Raw genomic sequence first — 24375 nt, forward strand, 5'->3', positions numbered from 1 at the left:
CGCAAAGGCTCTGTGTCATTGCCGGACGGCGCGTGAGGCTGCGAGCACCTCGCCCACCGTCAGGAAGGATCCGAAAGCGACGATTCTATCACCCTCGGCAACGCTCTCTCGCGCTGCAACAAAGGCTTGCGCAGGACTCGCGAAGCAGCGGACGTCGGCGCTGATGCCGACGGCTTCGAGGCGCTGACGCAGCTGCTCGGCAGGCAGGCCGCGCGGCCCGGGCAAGTCGGCCAGAAGCCAGTGGTCAACACGGCCGCGCACGCGCTCCACCACCCCTTCGACGTCCTTGTCGGAGAGCATGCTGAACACCGCCCAGGTCTCCGGAAAGAAGCCCATGCTGCCGAGGTTCTCGGCGAGCACGCCGGCCGCCTGAGGGTTGTGGGCGACGTCGAGCACGATCGAGGGCCGGCCCGGCAGCACCTGAAAGCGGCCCGGCACTTCGACCAGCGACAGACCCTCGCGGACCGCCTGCATCGAAACGGGAATGCGCTCGCGCAGGAGCTCGAGCGTGGTCAGCACCGCCGAGGCATTGAGCAGCTGGTTGGCGCCGCGCAATGCCGGGTAGGCCAGTCCGCCCCTGCGCAGGAGGCGGCCCTGGGCGGGCGGCGCCTCGTAGCGCCAGTAGCCCCATTGCTGGCGGTCGCCACCGAAGCCGAAATCGCGCCCGCTGATCCACAGCGGCGCACCGATCGACTCGGCGTGCGAGACCAGGCTCGCAGGCGGTTGCGGATCGCCGCACACCGCCGGGCGGCCGCTGCGGAAGATCCCGGCCTTCTCGAGGCCGATCGATTCGCGGTCGTTGCCGAGGTAGTCCATGTGGTCCATCGCCACGCTGGTGACGATCGCGCAATCGGCGTCGAAGACGTTGACCGCATCGAGCCGCCCGCCGAGGCCGACCTCGAGCACGATCACATCGGGTGTGGCATTGCGGAACAATTCCCACGCCGCGAGCGTGCCGTGCTCGAAATAGGTCAGCGGGGTATCGCCACGCGCCGCTTCGACCGTGGCGAAGGCAGCGACCAGGGCTTCGTCACCGACCTCGTTGCCATTGACCCGCACCCGCTCGTTGTAGCGGAGAAGGTGCGGCGAGGTGTAGCAGCCGACCCGGTAACCCTCGGCCAGCAGCACCGCCTCCAGCATCGCCGCCGTCGACCCCTTGCCGTTGGTACCGCCCACGGTGATGACCACTGCATCGGGGCCGGGCGCGAGCGCATCGCGCACCTTGCGCACACGCTCGAGCCCGAGCTGGATCGCGGCCGCATGGCGCCCCTCGAGCAGCGCAAGCCAATCATCGAGCGTGGCCGGCAGCGCAGCCTCCTGCATGGCGGCCGCGCTCACGCCGCGGCAGCCGGCGCCTGGCGCATCAGCAGCGTCAACAGGCCGGCGAGCCTGTCGCGCAGCTGGCGCCGGTCGACGATCATGTCGATCGCGCCCTTCTCGAGCAGGAACTCGGCGCGCTGGAAGCCCTCGGGCAAGGTCTCGCGTACCGTCTGCTCGATCACGCGCGGGCCGGCGAAGCCGATCAGCGCGCCCGGCTCGGCGATGACCACATCGCCCATGAAGGCGAAGCTCGCCGACACCCCGCCCATCGTCGGATCGGTGAGTATGGTGATGAAGGGCAGCTTGCGCTCGGCGAGCTGGGTCACGATCGCCGTGGTCTTGGCCATCTGCATCAGCGAGAACAGACCCTCCTGCATGCGAGCGCCGCCCGACGCGGTGATGCAGATGAAGGGCAGGCGCTGTTCGAGCGCGGCGCGCGCCCCACGGACGAAGCGCTCGCCGACCACCGATCCCATCGAGCCACCGAGGAACTCGAATTCGAAGCAGGCCACGACAAGCGGCTGGCCGAGAATCGCGCCCTGCATGACGACCATCGCGTCGGTCTCGCCGGTATCGGCGGTCGCCGCCGAGAGGCGGTCGGGATAGCGGCGCGAGTCCTTGAACTTGAGCGCATCGACCGGGAACACCTCGGAACCGATCTCGAAGCGCCCCTCCTTGTCGAGCAGCAGCTCGAGCCGCTGGCGCGCGCGCAGCCGCTGATGGTGGCCGCACTTCGGGCACACGCCCTGGTTGCTATCGAGGTCGGAGCGGTAGAGCACCACCTCACAGGCGGTGCACTTGCTCCACAGGCCTTCGGGAATGGACTTGTTGCGGGCGGAGGAATCGCTGCGCTTGATGCGAGGCGGAAGAAGCTTCTGGAGCCAGCTCATCGGGTTGCTCCCTGTACGGGCTCGAGGGTGTCGAGCGCTTGACGGATGTCGCGCATGAAGGCGGTGACGTTGGCCACCACCGCATCGCGCGGACTCTGTTCGATCTCTTCGATGATGCGGCTGCCGATCACCACGGCGTCGGCGACCGCGCCGATCCGGCGCGCGCTGTCGGCGTCGCGGATGCCGAAGCCGACGCCGACCGGCATGCCGACCACCGCACGGATCTGCGGAATGCGTCGAGCGATCTCGTCGAAGTCGAGATTGCCTGCGCCGGTCACGCCTTTCAGCGAGACGTAATAGATGTAGCCGCTGCCGAGAGTCGCCACCTCGGCGAAGCGCTTCTCGGTCGAGGTCGGCGCGAGCAGGAAGATCGGATCGAGCCGGTTGGCGCGCATCGCTGCGCTGAAAGCCTCGCTTTCCTGCGGCGGATAATCGACCACCAGCACGCCATCGACGCCGGCGTCACTGGCGGCGGCGGCAAACGCATCGACGCCCATCGCCTCGATCGGGTTGGCATAGCCCATGAGGACCACCGGGGTGTCGCCATCCTCGGCACGGAACGCGCGAACGATATCGAGCACTTTCCGCAGCGACATGCCGCCGGCCAGTGCCGCCTCGGAGGCGCGCTGAATGGTGGGGCCGTCGGCCATCGGGTCGGAAAAGGGGACGCCGAGCTCGATGACGTCGGCGCCGCCGGCCACCAGCGCGCGCATCAGCGAGAGCGTCAGCGCGGCGTCGGGGAATCCGGCGGTCATGAAGGGGATCAGCGCCCGCCGGCCGGAGGCCTGCAGGCGCGCGAAGCGGTTCTGGATTCTGGACATAGGGTTTCCTGTGGCGGGCCGGCCTGCAGACCGCGCCGGCTCAGAACTGGATGCCGGAGCGCTCGGCGACGGTGTGCATGTCCTTGTCGCCGCGGCCGGAAAGATTGACCAGCAGGATCTGGTCGCGCGACAGCGTCGGTGCCAGCCTGGTGGCACAGGCGATCGCATGCGCGGACTCGAGCGCGGGGATGATGCCCTCGAGGCGGCACAGGTCATGGAAGGCCTGCAGCGCCTCGTCGTCGGTGACCCCGACGTATTCCGCACGGCCCGAGTCCTTCAGCCAGGCGTGCTCCGGACCGACGCCCGGGTAGTCGAGACCGGCCGACACCGAATGCGTCTCTATGATCTGGCCGTCTTCGTCCTGCAGCAGATAGGTGCGGTTGCCGTGCAGCACGCCTGGGCGCCCTGCGCTCAGGGAGGCCGCATGGCGTCCGGTGTCTATCCCCGCGCCCGCCGCCTCGGCGCCGATCAGGCGCACCCCCGGCACGTCGAGGTAGGGATGGAAGATGCCCATCGCGTTGGATCCGCCGCCCACCGAGGCGATCACGCAATCGGGCTGGCGGCCGGCCATCTCGGGCATCTGGGCGATGCACTCCTGGCCGATCACCGCCTGGAAGTCGCGCACCATCATCGGGTAGGGATGCGGGCCGGCGACCGTGCCGATGATGTAGAAGGTGTCGGCGACATTGGTGACCCAGTCACGCATCGCCTCGTTGAGGGCGTCCTTCAGCGTCTTCGAGCCGGACTCGACCGGCACCACGCTGGCACCGAGCAGTTTCATCCGATAGACGTTGGAGGCCTGGCGCTTGACGTCCTCCGAGCCCATGTACACCACGCATTCCATCCCATAGCGAGCGGCCACGGTCGCACTCGCCACACCATGCTGACCGGCGCCGGTCTCCGCGATCACGCGCGGCTTGCCCATGCGCCGCGCGAGCAGGGCCTGGCCGATGCAGTTGTTGATCTTGTGCGCGCCGGTGTGATTGAGATCCTCGCGCTTGAGATAGATCTGCGCGCCGCCAAAGCGCTCGGAGAGCCGCCTGGCGTGGTAGATCGGGCTCGGACGACCGACGTAGTGCTTCAGTTCGTACTCGAACTCCGCCATGAACTCGGGGTCGCGGCGTGCGGCGTCATAGGCCTCGCGCAGTTCCTCAAGGGCGGGAACGAGAGTTTCGGCGACGAAGACGCCGCCGTAGGGGCCGAAATGCCCACGGGCATCGGGATACTGGTAGGGCGTATCAGCCTTCTGCATGTCGAACTCCGGCAACGAATGCGGCGATCTTCGCCGCATCCTTGATTCCCTTGGCGATCTCCACCCCGCTCGAGACGTCGACCGCCCACGGGCGCACTCGGCGCACCGCCTGGGAGACGTTGTCCGCATCGAGGCCGCCGGACAGGATCAGCGGCCGCTCGAAGCCGTCGGGAATCAGGGACCAATCGAATGTCTTCCCGCCGCCGCCGTAACCGTCGACGAAGGCGTCGAGCAGGATCCCGCTCGCGCCCGGATGGGAAGCCGCAAATTCTATCAGATCGACCCCGGGACGCACGCGAGCCGCCTTGATCCAGGGGCGGCGGTAGCGCGCGCACTCGGCGTCGGTTTCGTCGCCATGGAACTGCAGCAGCTGCAGTGGCACCTGGGCGAGCGCCTCGCGCACGAAGGCCGGTTCGGGATTGACGAACAGACCCACCGCGGTGACGAAGGGGGGAAGGAGGCCGGCGAGCCGGGCAGCGCACTCGAAGCTCACCGCGCGCGGACTCGGGGGGTAAAAGACGAAGCCGATCGCATCGGCACCCGCGGCAACGGCCGCATGCACGTCCTCCTCGCGAGTGAGGCCGCAGATCTTGATTCGGGTTCGGTGCATTCAGAGGCGGGGTAATTCGGGCAGCGCGATGATACGCCCATCCCCCGGCAGCGGCCAGCGCGGCGGGTAGCTGACCCCGCACAGATAGAGTCCGTCGGGCGCGAAGGTGGGCGCCGCCAGCTTGCGGTCGCGCACCTCCAGCAGCTCGCCGATCCACTCCGGCCGATACCGGCCCTTGCCGACGTATACCAGCGCGCCGACCAGATTGCGGATCATGTGGTGCAGGAAACCGTTGGCCCGGAAGTCGAACACCAGCATGTTGCCGTCGCGGCGCACGCGGGCCTCGTGCATCAGGCGCACCGGGGTGCGCGCCTGGCAGCCGGCGGCGCGGAAGGCGGAGAAATCGTGCTCGCCCAGCAGCAGGCGCACCGCCTCCGCCATCTTCGTCTCGTCGAGCGGGAGGTGGAACCAGCCCACCCTTCCCGCCAGCAGCGCCGGCCGGGTGGGAGAGTTGAACAGCAGGTAGCGATACTGCCGCTCGTAGGCGAGGAAGCGCGCATGGAAGCCTTCGTCGACCTCCACCGCCCAGCGCACCACCGCCGCCGCCGGCAGCAGCGCATTGACGCCGCGCACCCAGGCCGAAACCGGACGTCGCGCACCCGTGTCGAAATGCGCGACCTGTGCGCTCGCATGCACTCCCGCATCGGTACGTCCAGCGCAATGTACCCGCACCGGCTCGCCGGCGATCCGGGCCAGCGCCGCCTCGAGCACGTCCTGCACGGTGCGTCCGTGCCGCTGGCTCTGAAAGCCGAGGAAGGCGTCGCCCGCATACTCCAGGCCGAGCGCAATGCGCGTCATGCCAGCGCCCACCAGCAGACGAGGCCGATCAGCGCGCCACCGAGCAGCCAGTCGGCCGCGCCGAGACGCTCACGCCGCAGATGGACCACTTCGGCGCTGACCGGCCCGGCGTCTTCGGCCAGCCAGTGGCGCCAATCACGTGCCGCGCCGGGCCCCGTGCTCTCGACGTAGCGCAGCACCAGAAGCAGCCGCAGCGCGAGGCGCTCGGGCGACACGCCGCACAGCGCGAGCGGCCGGCACAGGGCGTACATCCCGCCTACCAGGCGCTCGGTCGGCAGCCGCTCGAGCAGCAGGGCGACCATGCAGACGACCGCCGCGAGGCGGGCGCCGTGCTCTAGCGCCATCAGCGCGCCCTCGCGCGTCGGGCTCACCGACGGCCAGACGAGGAGGAGCGCCTCGCCCGGTGTGAACCAGGCGAACAGGATCACGATCGCCAGCATCAGCACCCGCACCCTGCGCAACAGGCGCAGCGCCCGCAAGCGGGCGAACAGCAGGGCTACGAACAGGCAGGCAAGCGCGGCCGGCAGCAGGGCCGGCAGCGGCAAGGCCTGCAGCAGGATGACACCGGCCAGCCAGAGCAGCAGGATCAGGCCCGAATGCATCGACGGCACGCGGCCCTTCCCGCCGTGGCGCAGCGCCGATACCCACATCACGAACTCAGCCGAATCGGGCGAGCATCTGCCGCGCCGCCGCCTGCTGGCCGAGTGAGCCTTCCCGGATCACCTCTTCCAGGAGTTCGCGGGCGCCATCGCGATCGCCGAGTTCGTCATACACGCGTGCGAGCTCGAGCTTGGTCGCCGCTTCCTCGCTGCCGGCGGCAATGCCCTCCGCCGCGACGACCGACTCCGTCCAGTCGTCGCCCGGCTGGGTAGCATCGGGCTCCATCGCGTCGGGCTGCGACGGCCGCTCGAGGGCCGGCAGTTCCGGGACCGGCGTTGCATCGTCCGCGGCGGACGCGTCGAGTTCGAGGTCGAAGTCGAGGCGACTGAAGTCGAAACCCATGTGTGCCGGCTTCGCACCCGCCGGCGCGGGTTCAGCGGCCGGCTCAACCGCGCCGTCATCCGCCTCGACGCCCAGGTTGCCGAGTTCGAAATCCAGCCCGCTGGTCGCCGCCGCGCGAATGTCGGCCTGCTCCCGCGCCGCCTCGGAGGCATCGAAGTCGATGTCGAAGGCGAGCGCCGGCACGGTTTCCTCCGCCGCCCAATCCGGCGCGTGCTGCGCGTCGCCCACCGGCTGCGGTTTCGCGGAGGCACCCGCGGCGGCAGGCGCCGTTTCGCCCACGTCGAGTCCGAGGTCGAACTCCAGCGGAAGCACGCTTTCCTCGCTCGGCCGCGGCTCGTCGGACAGCGCGGCCACCGGGGCAGACCGCCCGCCCTGGCCGCCGTCAGCGCTCGCGCGCGCGCCGCCGCCGACGGCGAAGGTCGCGGCAAGGGCGGCACTCTTGCCGAGCGGCGGGATCTCGGTGGGCGCTTCGGCCGCAGTCAGGGGCCCGGCCTCGATGTCGCGGTAAAGCGGGTTGTCGGGGTCGATCGCACGTCCCATCGCCGCCGCCCTGCTCCAGTCCGGCCCCTTGCCGCCGGTGCGCGCATAGAGGTCGGCCGCCACCAGATCGAACTGTTTGACGCTCTTTCGTCTGCCGTAGATCTCGAGCAGCTTGAGCGCGATGGCGGCACGCTCGGGGTCGGTCCTGAGCGCGTCCTGAAGAATTTCCTCGGCCTGCGCGTCACGCCCGTAAGCGATGTAGACGTCGGCCTCCGCCACCGGATCGACGCCCTCGTCGGCGTCGATCGCGGACAGGCCGCCGTGGCTGAATTCCGTGTGCAGCACGCTCGCGCCGGTGTCGACCTGCTGGCCGCCGGCGGTGCCGAGCACCGTGTGACCCGCGCCGCCGGTGCTGGACAGGGGCGGAACGCCGCGACCGGAAGCCTCGGCCTTGCGCTTGCGCGAACGGTAGGCGAGCAGGCCGAGCAAAAGGGCAGCGATCGCGCCGCCGCCGGCAAGCAGGCGGGAGTCGTCGACCAGCGAGGGCTCGACAGCCGGACGCTCGGCGGCGGGAGCGGCGGGTTGGCCCGGCGATGGCGGCGCCGCGGCGACGCTAGCGCCACCCGCATCGGCCGAAAGCGTGCCGGCCTGCTGCTCGACCTGGCCCATGGCCTCACTGCGCAGCTCGAGCAGGGTGCGCAGGTCGCGCACGCTCTGTTCGAGTTGGGCGAGGCGCGCGTTGGCGTCCTCGAGCGATTTCTCGCGCGAGACGAGTTCCTCTTCGAGCGTCTGCAGCCGGCTCGCGGTGTCGCCGCCTCCAGCCGCCGTACCTGACTGTTCCGCGCTGGAGACTCGCAGCCGGTCGCCTTCGACCTCGGGGCGCGCCTCCTCGACGCGCGGCACGATCGTGCCCGTCGCCTGCTGTTCCGCGGCGGGCTCGGGCGTCGCTGGCGCCTGCGCGGCAACCCCCGCAAGGCGGCGCCGGTAGGCTTCGAAGTCGGCCGCCTGCGCGAGCACCTCGCGGCGCGCGGCCGTGCCATCGAGCGCACGCACGCGCTCCGCGGCGGGAATATCGAGTACCGAACCGGCACGCAGGCGATTCATGTTGCCGCCATCGAAGGCGTCGCGGTTGGCATCGGCAATTGCAACCAGCATCTGGTCGAGGCTGGTACCGGGGTGCTGATGCGCGCTGGCGATGCGATGCAGGGCGTCGCCGCGTCTGACCACGTAGCGGGTGGCGGCGCCAGCATCGACGACCGTCGGCGCCGCTTCCGTCGCGCGCGGCCGCGCCATGGGTGCCACAGCCGGGGCATCGACGCGGGCTGCAACCGGCGTCCGTTGCGCGAGATCGATCGGATCGAGCAGGAAGGTGAAGTTGCGCACCAGTCTTCCCGCCGCCCAGTCGAGCTCGAGCACGAGTTCGACGAAGGGTTCATTGAGCGGACGATCGGTGCTCAGGCGCAGCACGGGGCGAGACCCCCGCCTGTCCACGCTGACGCGGACGGCCGCCGCGCTCGGAGAGTAAGCGACGTTGGCCTGGCGGAAGGCTTCGGGGGAGCCCACGCGCGCACTCAGCGAATCGAGCTCGGTCGTCGTGGCCTTGACCGGAATCTCGGCGCGCAGCGGCTGACCGAGGCCGCTGTGGACGCTGATTCCGCCCAGCCCTGCTGCGTCGCTGCAAAAGGGAAAAGAGGCGAGCGCCAGCGCAACCAGCGATGCCTTGAAGGATCCATCCATGCTGTTTCTCAAAACCCCGCTCCCTCGCAAATCCGGCCATCCTCCAGATCGCAAGATGACTCCGCGAACGGAATCTAGCATCTACGGACTGCGCGAGCAGCCCCATTCAGGACGTATGCATAGCCCGCGCGTGACGCGATGCACATCCCCACGCAAAAAGGGCGGGAACGGCGACGCGAGCGACACCGATCCCGCCCGTCGGGCATCCCCGCTCAGTCCTCGAGCAGGATGCGCAGCATGCGGCGCAGTGGCTCCGCGGCGCCCCACAGCAGCTGGTCACCGACGGTGAAGGCACCGAGGTACTCCGGCCCCATCGCCAGCTTGTGCAGGCGACCCACGGGGACCGACAGCGTGCCGGTGACCGCGGTCGGGGTCAGTTCGCGCTCGGTGACCTCACGTTCGTTGGGCACCACCTTCACCCACTGGTTGGCGCCCGCGATGATGTCCGAGACCTCGTCGATGGGGACGTCCTTCTTCAGCTTGATCGTCAGCGCCTGCGAGTGGCAGCGCATCGCGCCGATGCGCACGCACAGGCCGTCGATCGGGATCGAGCCCTGCATGCGGAATGGCGCGTTGCCGAGAATCTTGTTGCACTCGGCGCCGCCCTTCCACTCCTCCTTGCTCTGGCCGTGCTCGACGGGGACGTCGATCCAGGGGATCAGGCTGCCGGCGAGCGGCGTGTTGCGGAAGTTCTTCTTCGGGAAGCCATCCGAACGCATGGTCTCGGCGACCCTGCGGTCGATCTCGAGGATGGCCGAGGCCGGGTCGGCGAGCAGGTCCTTGACCGAGTCGTGGATCGCACCCATCTGGCCGATCAGCTCGCGCATGTTCTGCGCGCCGGCACCCGATGCCGCCTGGTAGGTCATCGCCGAGATCCACTCGACCAGGCCGTGCCTGAACAGGCCGCCGAGGCCCATCAGCATCAGCGACACCGTGCAGTTACCGCCAATCCAGTTGCGGCCGCCCTTGGCGAGCGCGGCGTCGATGACATCACGGTTGACCGGGTCGAGCACGATCACCGCGCTGTCGTCCATGCGCAGCGCGCTGGCGGCGTCGATCCAGTGGCCCTTCCAGCCGGTTGCGCGCAGGGTCGGGAACACTTCCTTCGTGTAGTCACCGCCCTGGCAGGTGATGACGATGTCGCAGGCCTGGAGGGCCTTGATGTCGTAGGCGTCCTGCAGCGCCTCCGCCGCCTCCTTGCCGCCGAACGACGGCGCCTTGCCGCCGGCGTTCGAGGTGGAGAAATACACGGGCTCGATGAAGGCGAAGTCGCCCTCTTCCACCATGCGCTGCATCAGCACGGAACCGACCATTCCGCGCCAGCCGACAAGACCGACTCGATTCATGTTGCTCACCATTTCCTTGCTTGAATGTCCATTGCCGCCACGGGCCGGCGGGCCTGCGGCGGACGAATCACCTCAGAGGGCCGCGATCACCGCGTCGCCCATTCCCCGCGTGCCGACCTTCTTCGTGCCCGGCTCGTAGATGTCGCCGGTGCGATAGCCCGCCGCGAGCACCTTCTTGACCGCGTTCTCGATGCGCTTTGCGGGCGCTTCCTGGTCGAAGCTGTAGCGCAGCATCATCGCCGCGGACAGGATCGTGGCGAGCGGGTTGGCGAGATCCTTGCCGGCGATGTCCGGCGCGGAGCCATGCGAGGGTTCGTACATGCCCTTGTTGTCGGCGTTGAGCGAGGCCGAGGGCAACATGCCGATCGAGCCGGTCAGCATCGAGGCCTCGTCCGACAGGATGTCGCCGAACATGTTGCCGGTCACCATCACATCGAACTGCTTCGGGTTGCGCACCAGCTGCATCGCCGCGTTGTCGACCAGCATGTGGGTGAGCTCCACTTCAGGATAGTCGCTGGCGACCTCGATCGCGATGTCGCGCCACAGCTGGGTGGTCTCGAGCACGTTCATCTTGTCGACCGAGCACAGCCGCTTGCCGCGCTTCATCGCCGCTTCGAAGGCCACGCGCAGGATGCGGCGGATCTCGTATTCCGCGTAGATCATGGTGTTCCAGCCCACGCGCTGGGACTCCCCATTGACCTCACGCAGCTCGATGCCGCGCGGCTGGCCGAAGTAGATGTCGCCGGTCAGCTCGCGCACGATCAGGATGTCGAGGCCTGAAACGACCTCCGGCTTGAGCGTCGAGGCGTTCGCCAGCTCGGGGTAGAGAATGGCCGGGCGCAGGTTGGCGAACAGCGACAGCTCCTTGCGGATGCCCAGCAGGCCGAGCTCAGGACGCTGATGGCGCGGATAGCCGTCCCACTTCGGACCGCCGACCGCGCCGAGGAGGATCGCGTCGGCCGCACGTGCGAGTGCGAGCGTCGCCTCGGGCAGCGGCGTGCCGGCGGCGTCGACCGCGCAGCCGCCGACCAGCGCCTCTTCCATTTCGAACTTCAGGTCGAGCGCGTTCAGGACGCGCACCGCCTGCGCGGTGATCTCGGGACCGATGCCGTCACCCGGCAGCACGCAAATCTTCATTGCTCGATTTCCTCTTCGTTGCCTGGGTCTCAGGCGAAATAATACGGATGCTCGGCGCGCCGCTTCGCCTCGAAGGCGCGGATCTCGTCCGCGTGGCGCAGGGTCAGGCCGATGTCGTCCCAGCCGTTGAGCAGGCATTCCTTGCGGAAGGGGTCGACCTCGAAATGAAGCGTCTTACCGTCCGGACGGGTGATCGTCTGCGCCGCCAGGTCCACTACCAGGCGGTAGCCCTCGTTCGCCTCGCACTGGGCGAACAGCTCGTCGACTTCGACCGCTGTCAGCCTGATCGGCAACAAGCCGTTCTTGAAACTGTTGTTGTAGAAGATGTCAGCGAAGCTCGGCCCGATCAGCACGCGGAAACCGTAATCTTCGAGCGCCCACGGTGCATGCTCGCGCGAGCTGCCGCAGCCGAAGTTGTCGCGCGTGAGCAGGATCTGCGCGCCCTGGTAGCGCGGCTGGTTGAGGACGAAATCCGGATTCAGCGGTCGCCCACTGCAGTCCTGGCCGGGCTGACCGACGTCGAGATAGCGCCACTCGTCGAAGGCGTTGGGGCCGAAGCCGCTGCGCTTGATCGACTTCAGGAACTGCTTGGGGATGATCGCGTCGGTGTCGACGTTGGCACGGTCGAGCGGCGCCACGAGACCATCGAGAATGGTAAACGGTTTCATTATTTCACTGCCTTCTGGATGATTTCGCCGGTTGCCGAGATGTCCTGCCCGATGCCATGCACCGTGTTGCAGGCGGCGCCGGCAAGTCCGGCGACCACGGTGGCGAGGACCACTGCGAGTCTTTTCATGTACGTGCCCGCGTCGTCAGTCCAGCGTGCGCACGTCGACGAAGTGGCCGGTCACCGCGGCCGCGGCGGCCATCGCCGGGCTCACCAGGTGGGTGCGGCCGCCCGCGCCCTGCCGACCCTCGAAGTTGCGGTTGGAGGTGGAGGCGCAGCGCTCGCCGGGCTCGAGGCGGTCGGCATTCATCGCCAGGCACATCGAGCAGCCCGGCTCACGCCATTCGAAACCGGCGGCGAGGAAGATCTCGTGCAGGCCTTCCCGTTCGGCCTGGCGCTTGACCAGCCCGGAGCCGGGCACGACCAGCACGCGCCTGACGTTGGCGGCCTTGGTGCGTCCCTTCGTCACCGCTGCGGCCTCGCGCAGGTCCTCGATGCGCGAGTTGGTGCATGAGCCGATGAAGACCTGATCCACCGCGATCTCGGTGATCGGGGTATTGGGTTCGAGACCCATGTACTTCAGCGCGCGCGCCATCCCTTCGCGACGCACCGGATCGGTGACCGCGGCGGGATCAGGCACACGGCCATCGACGGTGGTGACCATCTCGGGCGAGGTGCCCCAGGTCACCTGCGGCTGGATCTCCTCGGCGCTGAGTTCGACGACCTTGTCGAACTGCGCGCCGTCGTCGCTGCGCAGCGTGCGCCAGTAGGCGACGGCCCGATCCCAGGCCTCGTCCTCGGGCGAGAACGGGCGATCCTTGAGGTAGGCGATGGTGGTCTCGTCCACGCCGACCATGCCGGCGCGCGCGCCCGCTTCGATCGCCATGTTGCAGATCGTCATGCGGCCTTCCATCGACAAGGCGCGGATCGCGCTGCCGCCGAACTCGATCGCGTAGCCGGTGCCGCCGGCGGTACCGATCCTGCCGATGATCGCGAGCACGATGTCCTTGGCGGTGACACCGAGGCCGAGCCGGCCTTCGACCTTCACCAGCATGGTCTTCGACTTCTTCTGCAGCAGGCACTGGGTGGCGAGCACGTGCTCGACCTCGGAGGTGCCAATGCCGTGCGCGAGGCAGCCGAAGGCGCCATGGGTGGAGGTGTGCGAATCGCCGCAGACGACCGTCATCCCCGGCAGGGTCGCGCCGTTCTCCGGGCCGATCACATGCACGATGCCCTGGCGCTCGTCCATGAACGGAAAGTACGCGAGCGAGCCGCTCGCGCGGATGTTGGCGTCGAGCGTCTCGACCTGCTGGCGCGACACCGGATCCTGGATGCCCAGTTCCCAGTGGTCGGTCGGCGTGTTGTGGTCGGCCGTGGCGACAATCGAGCTCGTCCGCCACGGCTTGCGCCCGGCCAGCTTGAGCCCTTCGAAGGCCTGCGGACTGGTGACTTCATGCACCAGGTGGCGGTCGATATAGATCAGCGCCGTGCCATCGGCCTCCTCACGGACCACATGGCTGGACCACAGCTTCTCGTACAGCGTTTGGGCTTCCATCCACTAAATTCCAAGGAAAGAAAAGCTTACGATTATTTCACAAAGGGCGCCCGCGCGCACGGCAGCGCCCGGCCGATATCAGCGACGCGCCTGCTGGTACAGCGGAACGACCCGATTCGCATAATCACTGAGATCGCGAAGGCGGTTGGCGTGAGACGGATGGGTCGACAGCCACTGCGGCGGCGACCCCGACGAGTTCGCCGCCATCTTGTTCCACAGGCTGACCGCCGCGCGCGGATCGTATCCCGCACGCGCGGCCAGCTCGACGCCCATGCGGTCGGCCTCGGTCTCGTGCTCGCGCGAATTCGGCAGCTCGAAGCTGACCTGGGCGACCTTGGACATCAGGTCCTGCCCCACCGCGCCCACCCCGAGCAACGCCCCCGCCACCGACACCCCCAGCCCGGTGACCATCGATTTCGACACCCGCTCGCGCGCATGCTCGCGCAGCGCGTGGGCGATCTCGTGTCCCATCACCGCGGCGATTTCATCGTCGGTGAGCCGCAAGCGCTCGATCAGGCCGCTGTTGATCGCCATCTTGCCGCCGGCCATGCACCAGGCGTTGAGGTCATTGGAGCCGATCACGTTGGTCTCCCACTGCCAGCGCAGCGCATCCGGGCGGAAGTGGCCGGTCTGCGCGGTGAGCCGCGCGGTGATCGAGCGCACCCGCCGCACCTGTGCGGCATTGCGATTGAGCGCGTTCTTCGCGCGCGCGTCCGCCATGATCTGCTGGTACTGCTTGGCCGAGGCCTGCTCGACCTCCTGCGCCGACACCATCATCATCTGGGTGCGATCGACCCCGACGACGCCGGCGCCGGTGGTCTGTACCGTCTGGCAACCGACGGCGATGGTGGCCGCGAGCACGGCCGGAAACAGCAAACGCGGGATTCCCTTCATTCCATCCTCCTCAAGCACTGTCCACCAGGCGCCGGCCGTCCTCGCGCCAGCCCAAGGCCAGCCACGCCAGCCCGGCGAGGGCGAAAGCGGAGCCGAGCGTGTATGTCCATGCGGGACCGATGGTGTCCCAGGTGTAGCCGCTGATCAAGCCGCCGATCATGCCGCCGGCGCCGAACGACAGGCTGCCGTACAAGGCCTGCCCGTGCGACTGCAGCCGGCCGGGGAACCAGCGATTCACCACCGCGATCGCCGCCGCATGATAGGCCCCGAAGGTCGCGCCATGCAGCAGCTGGGCGAACAGCAGCAGGCCGAGGTTCTCCCCGCCCCAGCCGATGAGCAGGAAGCGCAGCACCGCGCATGCGAATGAAATCAGCAGGATGTCGCGCGCGCCGTAGCGCCGCATGAGGCGCGGCATCAGGGCGAACACGGCGATCTCCGCGACCACCCCGAGCGTCCACAGCCAGCCGACGAAAGCTTTGGCGTAGCCCAGTTCTACCACGTGGATCGAGTAGAAGACATAGAGCGCGCCATGTGCAGCCGACATCAGCAGGCAGGCCCCGAACAGGGCGCGCACCTCGGGGCGGCGCAGGGTCGCGCCAAAGCTGCCGCCGTCGCGCCCGGCCGGACGCGGAGTGGCCGCGGGCACTGCCAGCGAACACAGGAAGATGGCGCCGAGGATCGCCGCGATGACCCCGAGCAGGCCGCGGATCGGCATCGACTCGAGCAGGTGGCCAAGCGCCAGGGTGGCGACGATGAAGCCCACCGAGCCCCACATCCGGATGCTGCCGTAGCGGTGCCCCTGCTCGCCCAGATGGACGAAGGTCACGCTCTCCACCAGCGGCAGCGCCGCGCTCCAGAAGAAGGCCATCACCGCCATCGCGACGAACAGGACGACGAACTCCGTGGAGAAGAAGAAGGCCGAGAAGCCGGCCAGACTCATTGCCGCCGACACGCGCACGATCGGCAGCGGCAGGCCGGTGCGCTCGGCGAGGACGCCCCACAGGTTGGGCGCGAGCATGCGCATCAGCTGCATCAGCGACATGAGGATCGCGATGTGCGTGGCGGACAGCTGAAGCGACTGCAGGTAGAGGGTGAAATACGGCGCGAAGGCGCCGACGAAGGCGAAGTACGAGAAGTAGTAGGCCGACAGGCGCCAGTAGGGAAGCATCGCTCCATCCTACCGCGGCAACGGCGTTTCCGCTGCCGCGACTCCGGCTCCCGGGACGACGGCCCGGGCGACGCGCTCAGCTGGCGCCGGTGACGGTGCGCAGGATGCCGTAGAGCTCGTCCTTGAGGTGCAGGCGCTGCTTCTTGAGGTCCTCGAGCTCGAAATCGGTGGCGATTTCCTCGTCGAGTTCGATGGTCTGCACGTGCTTGTTCACCTCGTGATATTCGTCGCACATGCGGGCGAATTTCTCGTCGGACGTCTTGAGGGCCTCGATCTGTTCCTTGTATTCGGGAAACTCGTGGAAGAGGTCATGCGGTTCGAGAATCATCGGGGTTTCCTCCGTTTTTCGATGGTGGTGATGCGAGACGTTTCAAGCCTACTCGTGCGCCCCGCGGGGGCGGTTGACGACGATCAAGCTGCGCTGCAGCACCTCAGCGCGCGCGGGGCGACGGCACCGGCTGACTGGTGCCGGGCGCGAGCGCGGCGATCCGCGGCGTACCGCAATCGACCCCGCCGCACTGCGCGCGATGGCGAAGTGCATGATCGACCAGCACCAGCGCCAGCATCGCCTCGGCGATCGGCGTGGCGCGGATGCCGACGCAGGGATCGTGGCGGCCATGGGTGTTGACCACCACGGGCCGGCCCTGCTTGTCGATCGAGCGACGGTCGAGGCGGATGCTCGACGTCGGCTTGATCGCGATGCTGGCGACGACGTCCTGGCCGCTCGAGATGCCGCCGAGCACGCCGCCGGCGTGATTCGAGAGGAAGCCCTCCGGCGTCAGCTCGTCACCGTGCTCGGTGCCCCGTTGGGCGACCGAGTCGAAGCCTGCGCCGATCTCCACACCCTTCACCGCATTGATGCCCATCATCGCGTGGGCGATATCCGCGTCGAGACGATCGAACACCGGCTCGCCCCAGCCTGGCGGCACGCCGCTGGCGACGACGTTGATCCGCGCGCCGATCGAGTCACCCGATTTGCGCAGCTCGTCCATAAACGCCTCGAGTTCGGGAACGATGCCCGCATTAGGGGCGAAGAAGGGATTGCGATCGACCTCGTCCCAGGACACGAAGGGAATCACGATCGGTCCCAGCTGGGCCATGTAGCCGCGAATGACGATGCCGTGATGGGTAGCGAGCCACTTGCGCGCGATCGCGCCCGCAGCGACCCGTACCGCGGTCTCGCGCGCCGAGGAGCGGCCGCCCCCGCGCGGGTCGCGTACGCCGTATTTGTGCCAGTAGGGATAGTCGGCGTGACCGGGGCGGAAGGTCTCCGCGATGTTGCCGTAATCGCGCGAGCGCTGGTCCTGGTTGCGGATCAGTAGCGCGATCGGCGTGCCGGTGGTCACGCCCTCGTACACGCCGGAGAGAATCTCGACCTCGTCCGGTTCGCGGCGCTGGGTGACGTGACGCGAGGTGCCCGGCTTGCGGCGGTCGAGCTCGCGCTGGATCTCCTCAGCCGTGATCGCCAGCCCCGGTGGGCAGCCGTCGACCACGCAGCCGATCGCCGGACCATGCGATTCGCCAAATGAAGTGACCGCGAACAACTTGCCGAAGGTATTGCCGGACATGGAAAACTCGCTCGAAACGGGACTGAAGCGGGGGCGCGAAAAGCGGCCGAGTTTAGCACAGCCGCCCTGCCCGCCCGCCGCCCCACAGGCCGGCGGCACGGCTCAGTGGAAGAAGTCCTCGAGACGTTCGAACACCTCGTGCTCCGCCCCGTGGCGGCGCACGGCGAGTACGTCTTCCAGCTTCTCGAGCTGACGGATCATCTGCTCGAGGCGCTGATCCTCGAACACCAGCAGCCAGATCCGGCTGCGCTCGCCGCCCGCAACGGGCATGCAGAGGATCCCTTCCATGTTGAACGCCCTGCGGGCAAAGAGATTGCAAATGTGGCTCATCACCCCCGGGTGGTTGTTCACCTCGAGTTCGAGTACGACTTTGGCGAAACCGGTCTGGGGCAAGGGGTCGGCAACCTGTTCGATCATCATCAGCCTCCGATCATTTCGGTATTGGCGGCACCCGGCGGCACCATGGGATAGACGAATTGCTCGCGGTCGATCGATGCATGGATCAGGCAGGGCCCGGGCGTCTGCAGCGCCTGAGCGAGCGCCGCGCGCGGGTTGGCGGCCTGGTCGAGGTCGACCGCACCGATGCCGAAGCCTTCGGCGATCTTGATGAAGTCGGGGCCGGCGCCATATTTCGAGGCGAACACCCGCTTGCCATAGAACAGGTTCTGCTGCTGATAGACGAGACCGAGCGAACTGTTGTTCATCAGCACGATCTTCACGTTCAGGTTTTCCTCCGCCAGGGTGGCGAACTCCTGCACGTTCATCATCAGGCTGCCGTCGCCCGAGAAGCACACCACGGTGCGATCCGGCTCGGCGAGCGCAGCGCCCATCGCGGTCGGAACGCCGAAGCCCATCGTGCCGAGGCCGCCCGACGTCATCCACTGGCGCGGACGGCGGAAGGGGTAGGCCTGAGCCACCCACATCTGGTGCTGGCCCACGTCGGTGGTGATGATCGCATCATCGTCGAGCGCAGCGGCGACGGCGCGCACCAGGCCGTAATGGGTGCGCGGATCGTCCATCCCGGGCAGCTGCATCGGGAAGCGCGAGCGCAGGCTGTCGACATGGGAGAGCCAGCGCTTTCGCATCGACTTGCGGATGCGTGGCAGCAGGGCCTCGAGCGCGCTGCCGACGTCGGCATGGATCGCGACATGCGCTCGCTTGATCTTGTGCAGTTCGGACGGATCGACATCGATGTGCACGATCTTAGCGCGCGGGCAGAACTGCGCCGCCTTGCCCACCGCGCGGTCGTCGAAGCGGGCGCCGACGCACACCAGCACGTCCGCCTCCTCGAGCACGAAGTTCGTATAGCGCGCGCCGTGCATGCCGAGCATGCCGATCGACAGCGGATGGTCGACCGGCATCGCGCCCAGGCCCATCAGTGTCATCGTCGTCGGCATGCAGGCCTGCTCTGCGAGGGTGACCGCGAGCGCGGAGGCGCCCGAGTGCACCACGCCACCACCGAGGTAGAGCACCGGCTGTTCGGCCTCGTTGATCAGACGGGCAGCCTCCTCGATCGCCTCCGCATCGACGGGCGGCAGCGAGTCGGAGACGACGCGCGGGGGAAAGTCGGTGAAGGAGATGAGCTGGTTCTGAACGTCCTTCGGCACATCGACCAGCACCGGCCCGGGACGCCCGGACATCGCGATACGGAAGGCATCGGGAATCACGGTGAGCAGCTCCTCGACCGACCGCACGAGGAAGTTGTGCTTGGTGATCGGCACCGTGATGCCGTAGATGTCGACTTCCTGGAAGGCGTCGGTCCCGATCATCGATAGCGGCACCTGACCGGTGATGGCGACCATCGGGATGGAGTCGAGGAAGGCGTCGGCGATCGCGGTGACGAGATTGGTCGCCCCGGGCCCGCTCGAGGCGAAGCACACCGCGGGCTGACCCGAGGCGCGCGCCATGCCCTGCGCCATGAAGCCCGCACCCTGTTCGTGGCGTGCAAGCACGTGATGGATGAGCTCGCTGCCGCCCAGCGCGTCGTAGAGCGGCAGGATCGCCCCGCCGGGAATGCCCGCGATCGTGCGCACACCCTGTCGTTCGAGGAGACGCACAATCAGTTGTGCGCCGGTCATCTGCATCATCTTCATCTCCTTGCTTTGCATCCCGATGGTGGCCCTGCGGTTCCGGCGGAGATCGAATGAAAAAACCCCCGTCGGCACTGCGCGCCGACGGGGGTTCTGGATTCGTTTGACCGTTTACCTGACCCGCTACGACGCGCGACCGCCTACGCCTACTACGCGTACGACCAAGGCAACGAGGGACAGGCTGGAACGGTTCATGGTTTCACGGCTTCTGTGATGTCAGGATGAAAACACGGATCGACGGCACAGACAAGCGTTTTTTGCGCTGCGGGAAGCCCCCTTGTCACCCGCTCTCAGCCGCCGTCGCGCAAGGCGCGCCGCAGGATCTTGCCGACATTGGTCTTCGGCAGCTCCTCCCGAAACTCGACGCGGTGCGGCACCTTGTAGCCGGTGAGCTTGTCCCTGCAGTAGGCGATCAGCGCCTGCTCGGTCAGCGCAGGATCCTTGCGCACCACAAAGACCTTCACCGCTTCCCCGCTGTGCTCGTCGGGCACGCCGACGGCGGCTACCTCGAGCACGCCGGGATGGCTAGCGAGCACGTCCTCCACCTCGTTCGGATAAACGTTGAAACCCGACACCAGAATCATGTCCTTCTTTCGGTCGACAATCCGGATGTAGCCCTTCTCGTCGATCACGGCGATGTCGCCGGTGCGCAGGAAGCCGTCGGACGTGAACGCACGCGCGGTGTCCTCCGGCCGGTTCCAGTAGCCGCGGCTGACCTGCGGCCCGCGCACGCACAGCTCGCCGCGCTGGTCGACGCCGAGTTCGAGGCCGTCATCGTCGCGGATGCTGATCTCGGTCGAGGGCACGGGCAGGCCGATCGAGTGATTGAACTCGGCGAGATCGAGCGGGTTGATCGTCACCGCGGGCGAGGTCTCGGTGAGGCCGTAGGCTTCGATCAGCGCCTGCCCGGTGACCGACTTCCATTTTTCCGCCACCGCCTGCTGGACGGCCATGCCGCCGCCGAGCGCGATGCGCAGCGAAGAAAAATCGAGCTTGGCGAACTCGGGGTTGTTGAGCAATGCGTTGAAAAGCGTATTCACCCCGGTGATGGCGGTGAAGCGGTGCCGGCCCAGCTCCTTGACGAAGCCTGGGATGTCGCGCGGATTGGTGATCAGCACGTTGGTGGCGCCGACCTTGAAGAAGGTCAGGCAGTTCGCTGTCAGCGAGAAGATGTGGTACAGGGGCAAGGCGGTGATGATCAGCTCCTCGCCCTCCGTGATGAAGGGCTTCACCCACGCGTGCGCCTGCTGCAGGTTAGCGACGATGTTGCCGTGGCTGAGGATGGCGCCCTTCGGCGCGCCCGTGGTGCCGCCGGTGTATTGCAGGAAGGCGATGTCATCGTGGCCGACCTCGACCGGGCGCAGGGCGTGGCGCGCGCCCTGCGCGAGCGCGTCGGAAAAGCTGAGCGCGCCGTCGAGCTGCCAGGCCGGCACCATCTTCTTGACCCGCCGCACGACGAAATCGACGATCGCGCCCTTCGCGAAGCCGAGCATTTCGCCCAGGCTGGTGACCACGAGGTGTTTCAGCGGCAGGCGCGCGCGAACCTGCTGAAGGGTGTGAGCGAAGTTCTCCAGAATGACGATCACATCGACGTCGGCATCCTGCAGCTGATGCTCGAGTTCGCGCGCCGTGTATAGCGGATTGACGTTGACCACCGTATAGCCGGCCCGCAACGTGCCGAACATCGCCACCGGATACTGCAGCACGTTGGGCATCATCAGCGCCACGCGAGCGCCCTTCGGCAGGCCGAGCTCGCCCTGCAGGTAGGCAGCGAAACGGCTGGACAGGATGTCGAGCTCGCCATAGCTCAGACTCTTGCCCATGCACACATAGGCGGTCTTGGCGGCGAAGGCCCGCACGCCTTCGTCGAACAACTCGCCGATCGACCGATAGCGGTCGACATCGACCTCGGCGGGCACCCCCGGCGGATAGCTCTGCAGCCAGATCCTCTCCATGCTGCCTCCTCCTCTCGCTGGAACGAAACGCAGCGCTCCCACCCCTGGGAGGATGCGCCGCCGGATTCCAACAGCCTTCGCGCCCGCTTCGGTCGACGGGCGTCGAAAGCGCGACCCTCACGCCGCCGCCGGGCGCACGTCCTCGACGTGCGCCCGGCTTCGCTTCAGGCCTCGCCTTCCCCGGCCGGCCAGTTGCGGATGTAGTTCTTCAGCATGCGGTTCTCGAAGCTCTGCTCCTCGAGCACGCCCTTGGCGACATCGTGGAAGCTCACCACACCGAGCAGCGTACCCTCGTCCATCACCGGCAGGTAGCGCTGGTGATGCGCAACCATCAGGCGGCGGAGCTCATCCATCTCCATATCACCAGTGGCGACCTCGGGATCCTTGACCATCGCGTCCTCGACCGGGACCGCCTCCCACGCTGCCCCCGCCTTGTGCACCGCGTTGAGCACTTCCCGGAAGGTGAGCAGACCCGTCATTCGCCCGTGCGAGAACACCACGAGCGAACCGACGTCCTGCTCGGTCATCACCGTCACCGCTTCAGCGATGCTTTTGTGCGGTGCGATGGTATAGAGCACCTTGCCCTTGATCGCGAGAATCTCGCTCACCAGCATTTCGTTTTCCCCTGCACGGATTTCGTTTGACGGCTATCGACGACCGATCTTAGAGCAAGGCCCGCGGAGCGGAAAGTCCGCCCCACCACTCAGCGCTTGAGCTCGCCGAGCTTGTCCTTCACCTTCGCCCACTCCTCGGCGTCGGGCAATGCATCCTTGCGCTCGACGATCGGCTTCCATTGCTTCGCCAGTTCGGCGTTGAGTGCAATGAACTGTTGCTGGTCCGCCGGCACATCGTCCTCCGCATAGATCGCCTCGACCGGGCACTCGGCCACGCACAGCGTGCAGTCGATGCACTCATCCGGGTCGATGACGAGGAAATTGGGGCCTTCGCGGAAGCAGTCCACCGGACATACATCCACGCAATCGGTATATTTGCAGCGAATGCACGCTTCGGTCACGACGTAAGTCATTTCTCCACCTCCTGTTGTCGTTCGTCCGGCAATGGGACCCACGCCGGCACTCGGACGGACAATATAGTCCAGCCGTTTGCGTTTTCGCCACGTCGGCACCGCGGCATGCGCGCCGCCGCGCCGAGATTCTGTTGACGCCGCGGCCGGCTTCGCATAACTTTCGAAAACCTTCCGCGGAGCGATCCCGTCGCTTCGCGTCGCACGGGCCTCCCGGCCCGCGTCCGCGACACCAGCAACACTGCCCCCCCAATGCGAGGAAACATGAGCGAGCATATTCACTATGTGACCGACGGCAACTTCGACTCCGAAGTGCTGCAGTCCCAGACGCCGGTACTGGTCGACTACTGGGCCGAATGGTGCGGCCCCTGCAAGATGATCGCGCCGATCCTCGACGATGTCGCCAAGGATTACGCCGGCAAGCTCAAGGTCGCCAAGCTGAACATCGACGACAACCAGGAAACGCCCGCGAAGTACGGCATCCGCGGCATCCCGACCCTGATGATCTTCAAGGGCGGCAACGTCGAGGCCACCAAGGTGGGCGCCCTCTCCAAATCTCAACTGACCGCCTTCATTGACAGCAACCTCTAAGCCGGACCAGGCTCCGGCCCGTTCTCGCGGTCCGTCCCGCGCCCGTCGGCGCGGCCCCCGCAACCGCGACGGTAATCCCCCACATAATGGTCCCGCCGACGGCGAAGTGCTCGATGTCGACACCTCGCTCGAGGAGGGCGACGCCTCCTCCTCCGAATCGACCGCGGCCGCCGCGCTCCACCTTTCCGAGCTCAAGGCACTGCACGTCAGCGAACTGCTGGCGATGGCGATCGAGAACGACGTCGAGGGCGCGAACCGGCTGCGCAAGCAGGAACTCGTCTTCGCGCTGCTGAAGAACCGCGCCCGCAAGGGAGAGCCGATCTACGGTGACGGCGCCCTCGAGGTACTGCCCGACGGTTTCGGCTTCCTGCGCTCGCCCGACACCTCGTATCTCGCGGGCACAGACGACATCTACGTGTCGCCGTCGCAGATCCGCCGCTTCAACCTGCGCACCGGCGACACCATCGAGGGCGAGATCCGCACGCCTAAGGACGGCGAGCGCTACTTCGCGCTGGTAAAGCTCGACAAGATCAATGGCCGCCCTCCCGAGGAGTGCAAGAGCAAGATCCTGTTCGAGAACCTCACACCGCTGCATCCGCAGGAGGTGTTCAGGCTCGAACGTGAAATCCGCGGCGAGGAGAACATCACCAGCCGCGTGATCGACATGATCGCGCCGATCGGCAAGGGCCAGCGCGGCCTGCTCGTCGCCCCGCCGAAGACCGGCAAGACGATCATGCTCCAGCACATCGCCCATGCGATCACCGCCAACCACCCCGAGGTCGCGCTTATCGTGCTGTTGATCGACGAGCGCCCCGAGGAAGTGACCGAGATGCAGCGTTCGGTGAAGGGCGAGGTCGTCGCCTCGACCTTCGACGAGCCCGCCACCCGCCACGTTCAGGTCGCCGAGATGGTGATCGAGAAGGCCAAGCGCCTCACCGAACACAAGCGCGACGTGGTCATCCTGCTCGACTCGCTGACGCGGCTCGCGCGCGCCTACAACACCGTGGTGCCGGCCTCCGGCAAGGTGCTGACCGGCGGTGTCGATGCCAATGCCCTGCAGAAGCCGAAGCGCTTCTTCGGCGCAGCACGCAACATCGAGGAAGGCGGCTCGCTCACCATCATCGCCACCGCGCTGATCGACACCGGCAGCCGCATGGATGACGTGATCTACGAGGAATTCAAGGGCACCGGCAACATGGAGCTCCACCTCGACCGTCGCATGGCTGAAAAGCGCGTCTATCCGGCGATCAACGTCAACCGTTCGGGCACCCGGCGCGAAGAGCTGCTGCTCAAGCCCGACGTGCTGCAGAAGGTGTGGATCCTGCGCAAGCTGCTGTACGGTATGGACGACATCGACGCAATGGAGTTCCTGCTCGACAAGATCAAGGCGACGAAGAACAACGCCGAGTTCTTCGACGCGATGCGCACTGGGCGCTGAACACCTCCGGCAGCATCCGGAACGCGAAAGCC

At 67.3% G+C, this 24375-nt stretch carries 24 protein-coding genes; 2 read left to right on the forward strand and 22 right to left on the reverse strand.

Features of this window, described 5'->3' with window-relative positions:
- Positions 1–15: 15 nt before the first annotated feature.
- The 22 genes from folC to fdxA all read right to left on the reverse strand — a co-directional run bounded on the left by folC (position 16) and on the right by fdxA (position 22317).
- Positions 16–1323 carry a bifunctional tetrahydrofolate synthase/dihydrofolate synthase gene (gene folC / locus BB334_RS07165; RefSeq protein WP_068806449.1) on the reverse strand — a complete coding sequence of 436 codons (1308 nt, stop codon included), beginning with the start codon at positions 1321–1323 and terminating at the stop codon, positions 16–18.
- A gap of 11 nt (positions 1324–1334) precedes the next feature.
- Positions 1335–2210, reverse strand: a complete 876-nt coding sequence (gene accD / locus BB334_RS07170) for an acetyl-CoA carboxylase, carboxyltransferase subunit beta (RefSeq protein WP_068806452.1) — start codon at positions 2208–2210, stop codon at positions 1335–1337.
- The gene (gene trpA, locus BB334_RS07175; protein ID WP_068806455.1) at positions 2207–3031 is read right to left on the reverse strand and encodes a tryptophan synthase subunit alpha; all 825 of its coding nucleotides are present in this window, start codon (positions 3029–3031) and stop codon (positions 2207–2209) included. The genes accD and trpA overlap by 4 nt, the downstream gene beginning before the upstream one ends.
- 40 nt (positions 3032–3071) lie before the next feature.
- Positions 3072–4283 carry a tryptophan synthase subunit beta gene (trpB, locus tag BB334_RS07180; RefSeq protein WP_068806458.1) on the reverse strand — a complete coding sequence of 404 codons (1212 nt, stop codon included), beginning with the start codon at positions 4281–4283 and terminating at the stop codon, positions 3072–3074.
- Positions 4270–4893: a phosphoribosylanthranilate isomerase gene (locus tag BB334_RS07185; RefSeq protein ID WP_068806462.1), complete on the reverse strand. Its 624-nt coding sequence runs from the start codon at positions 4891–4893 to the stop codon at positions 4270–4272. Before BB334_RS07185 ends, trpB begins: the two co-directional genes overlap by 14 nt.
- On the reverse strand, positions 4894–5691 hold the full coding sequence (gene truA / locus BB334_RS07190; protein WP_068806465.1) for a tRNA pseudouridine(38-40) synthase TruA: 798 nt from the start codon (positions 5689–5691) through the stop codon (positions 4894–4896).
- A complete protein-coding gene (locus tag BB334_RS07195; RefSeq protein WP_232756681.1) occupies positions 5688–6341 on the reverse strand; it encodes a CbiQ family ECF transporter T component in 654 nt (217 codons plus the stop codon). Before BB334_RS07195 ends, truA begins: the two co-directional genes overlap by 4 nt.
- A gap of 7 nt (positions 6342–6348) precedes the next feature.
- The gene (locus BB334_RS07200; RefSeq protein WP_068806468.1) at positions 6349–8910 is read right to left on the reverse strand and encodes a FimV/HubP family polar landmark protein; all 2562 of its coding nucleotides are present in this window, start codon (positions 8908–8910) and stop codon (positions 6349–6351) included.
- Positions 8911–9122: 212 nt separating this feature from the next.
- Positions 9123–10256, reverse strand: coding sequence for an aspartate-semialdehyde dehydrogenase (gene asd, locus BB334_RS07205; RefSeq protein WP_068806472.1), 1134 nt, complete (start codon positions 10254–10256; stop codon positions 9123–9125).
- A gap of 72 nt (positions 10257–10328) precedes the next feature.
- The gene (leuB, locus tag BB334_RS07210; RefSeq protein WP_068806475.1) at positions 10329–11393 is read right to left on the reverse strand and encodes a 3-isopropylmalate dehydrogenase; all 1065 of its coding nucleotides are present in this window, start codon (positions 11391–11393) and stop codon (positions 10329–10331) included.
- Between the two features lie 29 nt (positions 11394–11422).
- Positions 11423–12061 (reverse strand): 3-isopropylmalate dehydratase small subunit, encoded by a 639-nt coding sequence (gene leuD / locus BB334_RS07215; RefSeq protein ID WP_068806478.1) that lies wholly within the window; start codon positions 12059–12061, stop codon positions 11423–11425.
- Positions 12061–12189 carry an entericidin A/B family lipoprotein gene (locus BB334_RS07220; protein ID WP_068806481.1) on the reverse strand — a complete coding sequence of 43 codons (129 nt, stop codon included), beginning with the start codon at positions 12187–12189 and terminating at the stop codon, positions 12061–12063. Before BB334_RS07220 ends, leuD begins: the two co-directional genes overlap by 1 nt.
- Positions 12190–12205: 16 nt before the next feature.
- A complete protein-coding gene (leuC, locus tag BB334_RS07225; RefSeq protein WP_068806484.1) occupies positions 12206–13615 on the reverse strand; it encodes a 3-isopropylmalate dehydratase large subunit in 1410 nt (469 codons plus the stop codon).
- A 78-nt stretch (positions 13616–13693) separates the two neighbouring features.
- Entirely contained in the window at positions 13694–14509 is an 816-nt protein-coding gene (locus BB334_RS07230) for a M48 family metallopeptidase (protein WP_068806487.1), read from the reverse strand.
- A gap of 10 nt (positions 14510–14519) precedes the next feature.
- The gene (locus BB334_RS07235) at positions 14520–15677 is read right to left on the reverse strand and encodes an MFS transporter (RefSeq protein WP_068806491.1); all 1158 of its coding nucleotides are present in this window, start codon (positions 15675–15677) and stop codon (positions 14520–14522) included.
- A 76-nt stretch (positions 15678–15753) separates the two neighbouring features.
- On the reverse strand, positions 15754–16005 hold the full coding sequence (locus tag BB334_RS07240; RefSeq protein ID WP_068806494.1) for a YdcH family protein: 252 nt from the start codon (positions 16003–16005) through the stop codon (positions 15754–15756).
- A 103-nt stretch (positions 16006–16108) separates the two neighbouring features.
- Positions 16109–17245, reverse strand: coding sequence for a chorismate synthase (gene aroC, locus BB334_RS07245; protein ID WP_068806497.1), 1137 nt, complete (start codon positions 17243–17245; stop codon positions 16109–16111).
- A 102-nt stretch (positions 17246–17347) separates the two neighbouring features.
- Entirely contained in the window at positions 17348–17665 is a 318-nt protein-coding gene (gene ilvN, locus BB334_RS07250) for an acetolactate synthase small subunit (RefSeq protein ID WP_068806500.1), read from the reverse strand.
- Complete coding sequence (ilvB, locus tag BB334_RS07255; RefSeq protein ID WP_068807897.1) at positions 17665–19332, reverse strand: acetolactate synthase large subunit; 1668 nt, start codon at positions 19330–19332, stop codon at positions 17665–17667. The genes ilvN and ilvB overlap by 1 nt, the downstream gene beginning before the upstream one ends.
- 293 nt (positions 19333–19625) lie before the next feature.
- Positions 19626–21290, reverse strand: a complete 1665-nt coding sequence (locus tag BB334_RS07260) for a long-chain-fatty-acid--CoA ligase (RefSeq protein WP_068806505.1) — start codon at positions 21288–21290, stop codon at positions 19626–19628.
- Between the two features lie 164 nt (positions 21291–21454).
- Entirely contained in the window at positions 21455–21904 is a 450-nt protein-coding gene (locus BB334_RS07265; RefSeq protein ID WP_068806508.1) for a CBS domain-containing protein, read from the reverse strand.
- Positions 21905–21993: 89 nt separating this feature from the next.
- Positions 21994–22317 carry a ferredoxin FdxA gene (gene fdxA, locus BB334_RS07270; RefSeq protein WP_068806511.1) on the reverse strand — a complete coding sequence of 108 codons (324 nt, stop codon included), beginning with the start codon at positions 22315–22317 and terminating at the stop codon, positions 21994–21996.
- 261 nt (positions 22318–22578) lie between these two features.
- Between fdxA and trxA the strand changes: the two genes are divergently transcribed.
- Both trxA and rho read left to right on the forward strand, forming a co-directional pair.
- Positions 22579–22905, forward strand: a complete 327-nt coding sequence (gene trxA, locus BB334_RS07275) for a thioredoxin TrxA (protein ID WP_068806514.1) — start codon at positions 22579–22581, stop codon at positions 22903–22905.
- Positions 22889–24343 (forward strand): transcription termination factor Rho, encoded by a 1455-nt coding sequence (gene rho / locus BB334_RS07280; protein ID WP_083200335.1) that lies wholly within the window; start codon positions 22889–22891, stop codon positions 24341–24343. Before trxA ends, rho begins: the two co-directional genes overlap by 17 nt.
- The last annotated feature ends 32 nt before the right edge of the window (positions 24344–24375 follow it).

It is taken from the genome of Thauera phenolivorans (genome assembly GCF_001696715.1).
GTDB lineage: Bacteria > Pseudomonadota > Gammaproteobacteria > Burkholderiales > Rhodocyclaceae > Thauera > Thauera phenolivorans.

Bases quoted from the DNA above. Each gene is read 5' to 3' on its own strand.
- folC (WP_068806449.1), bottom strand. From the start codon at position 1,323: ATGCAGGAGGCTGCGCTGCCGGCCACGCTCGATGATTGGCTTGCGCTG.
- accD (WP_068806452.1), bottom strand. From the start codon at position 2,210: ATGAGCTGGCTCCAGAAGCTTCTTCCGCCTCGCATCAAGCGCAGCGAT.
- trpA (WP_068806455.1), bottom strand. From the start codon at position 3,031: ATGTCCAGAATCCAGAACCGCTTCGCGCGCCTGCAGGCCTCCGGCCGG.
- trpB (WP_068806458.1), bottom strand. From the start codon at position 4,283: ATGCAGAAGGCTGATACGCCCTACCAGTATCCCGATGCCCGTGGGCAT.
- BB334_RS07185 (WP_068806462.1), bottom strand. From the start codon at position 4,893: ATGCACCGAACCCGAATCAAGATCTGCGGCCTCACTCGCGAGGAGGAC.
- truA (WP_068806465.1), bottom strand. From the start codon at position 5,691: ATGACGCGCATTGCGCTCGGCCTGGAGTATGCGGGCGACGCCTTCCTC.
- BB334_RS07195 (WP_232756681.1), bottom strand. From the start codon at position 6,341: ATGTGGGTATCGGCGCTGCGCCACGGCGGGAAGGGCCGCGTGCCGTCG.
- BB334_RS07200 (WP_068806468.1), bottom strand. From the start codon at position 8,910: ATGGATGGATCCTTCAAGGCATCGCTGGTTGCGCTGGCGCTCGCCTCT.
- asd (WP_068806472.1), bottom strand. From the start codon at position 10,256: ATGAATCGAGTCGGTCTTGTCGGCTGGCGCGGAATGGTCGGTTCCGTG.
- leuB (WP_068806475.1), bottom strand. From the start codon at position 11,393: ATGAAGATTTGCGTGCTGCCGGGTGACGGCATCGGTCCCGAGATCACC.
- leuD (WP_068806478.1), bottom strand. From the start codon at position 12,061: ATGAAACCGTTTACCATTCTCGATGGTCTCGTGGCGCCGCTCGACCGT.
- BB334_RS07220 (WP_068806481.1), bottom strand. From the start codon at position 12,189: ATGAAAAGACTCGCAGTGGTCCTCGCCACCGTGGTCGCCGGACTTGCC.
- leuC (WP_068806484.1), bottom strand. From the start codon at position 13,615: ATGGAAGCCCAAACGCTGTACGAGAAGCTGTGGTCCAGCCATGTGGTC.
- BB334_RS07230 (WP_068806487.1), bottom strand. From the start codon at position 14,509: ATGAAGGGAATCCCGCGTTTGCTGTTTCCGGCCGTGCTCGCGGCCACC.
- BB334_RS07235 (WP_068806491.1), bottom strand. From the start codon at position 15,677: ATGCTTCCCTACTGGCGCCTGTCGGCCTACTACTTCTCGTACTTCGCC.
- BB334_RS07240 (WP_068806494.1), bottom strand. From the start codon at position 16,005: ATGATTCTCGAACCGCATGACCTCTTCCACGAGTTTCCCGAATACAAG.
- aroC (WP_068806497.1), bottom strand. From the start codon at position 17,245: ATGTCCGGCAATACCTTCGGCAAGTTGTTCGCGGTCACTTCATTTGGC.
- ilvN (WP_068806500.1), bottom strand. From the start codon at position 17,665: ATGATGATCGAACAGGTTGCCGACCCCTTGCCCCAGACCGGTTTCGCC.
- ilvB (WP_068807897.1), bottom strand. From the start codon at position 19,332: ATGATGCAGATGACCGGCGCACAACTGATTGTGCGTCTCCTCGAACGA.
- BB334_RS07260 (WP_068806505.1), bottom strand. From the start codon at position 21,290: ATGGAGAGGATCTGGCTGCAGAGCTATCCGCCGGGGGTGCCCGCCGAG.
- BB334_RS07265 (WP_068806508.1), bottom strand. From the start codon at position 21,904: ATGCTGGTGAGCGAGATTCTCGCGATCAAGGGCAAGGTGCTCTATACC.
- fdxA (WP_068806511.1), bottom strand. From the start codon at position 22,317: ATGACTTACGTCGTGACCGAAGCGTGCATTCGCTGCAAATATACCGAT.
- trxA (WP_068806514.1), top strand. From the start codon at position 22,579: ATGAGCGAGCATATTCACTATGTGACCGACGGCAACTTCGACTCCGAA.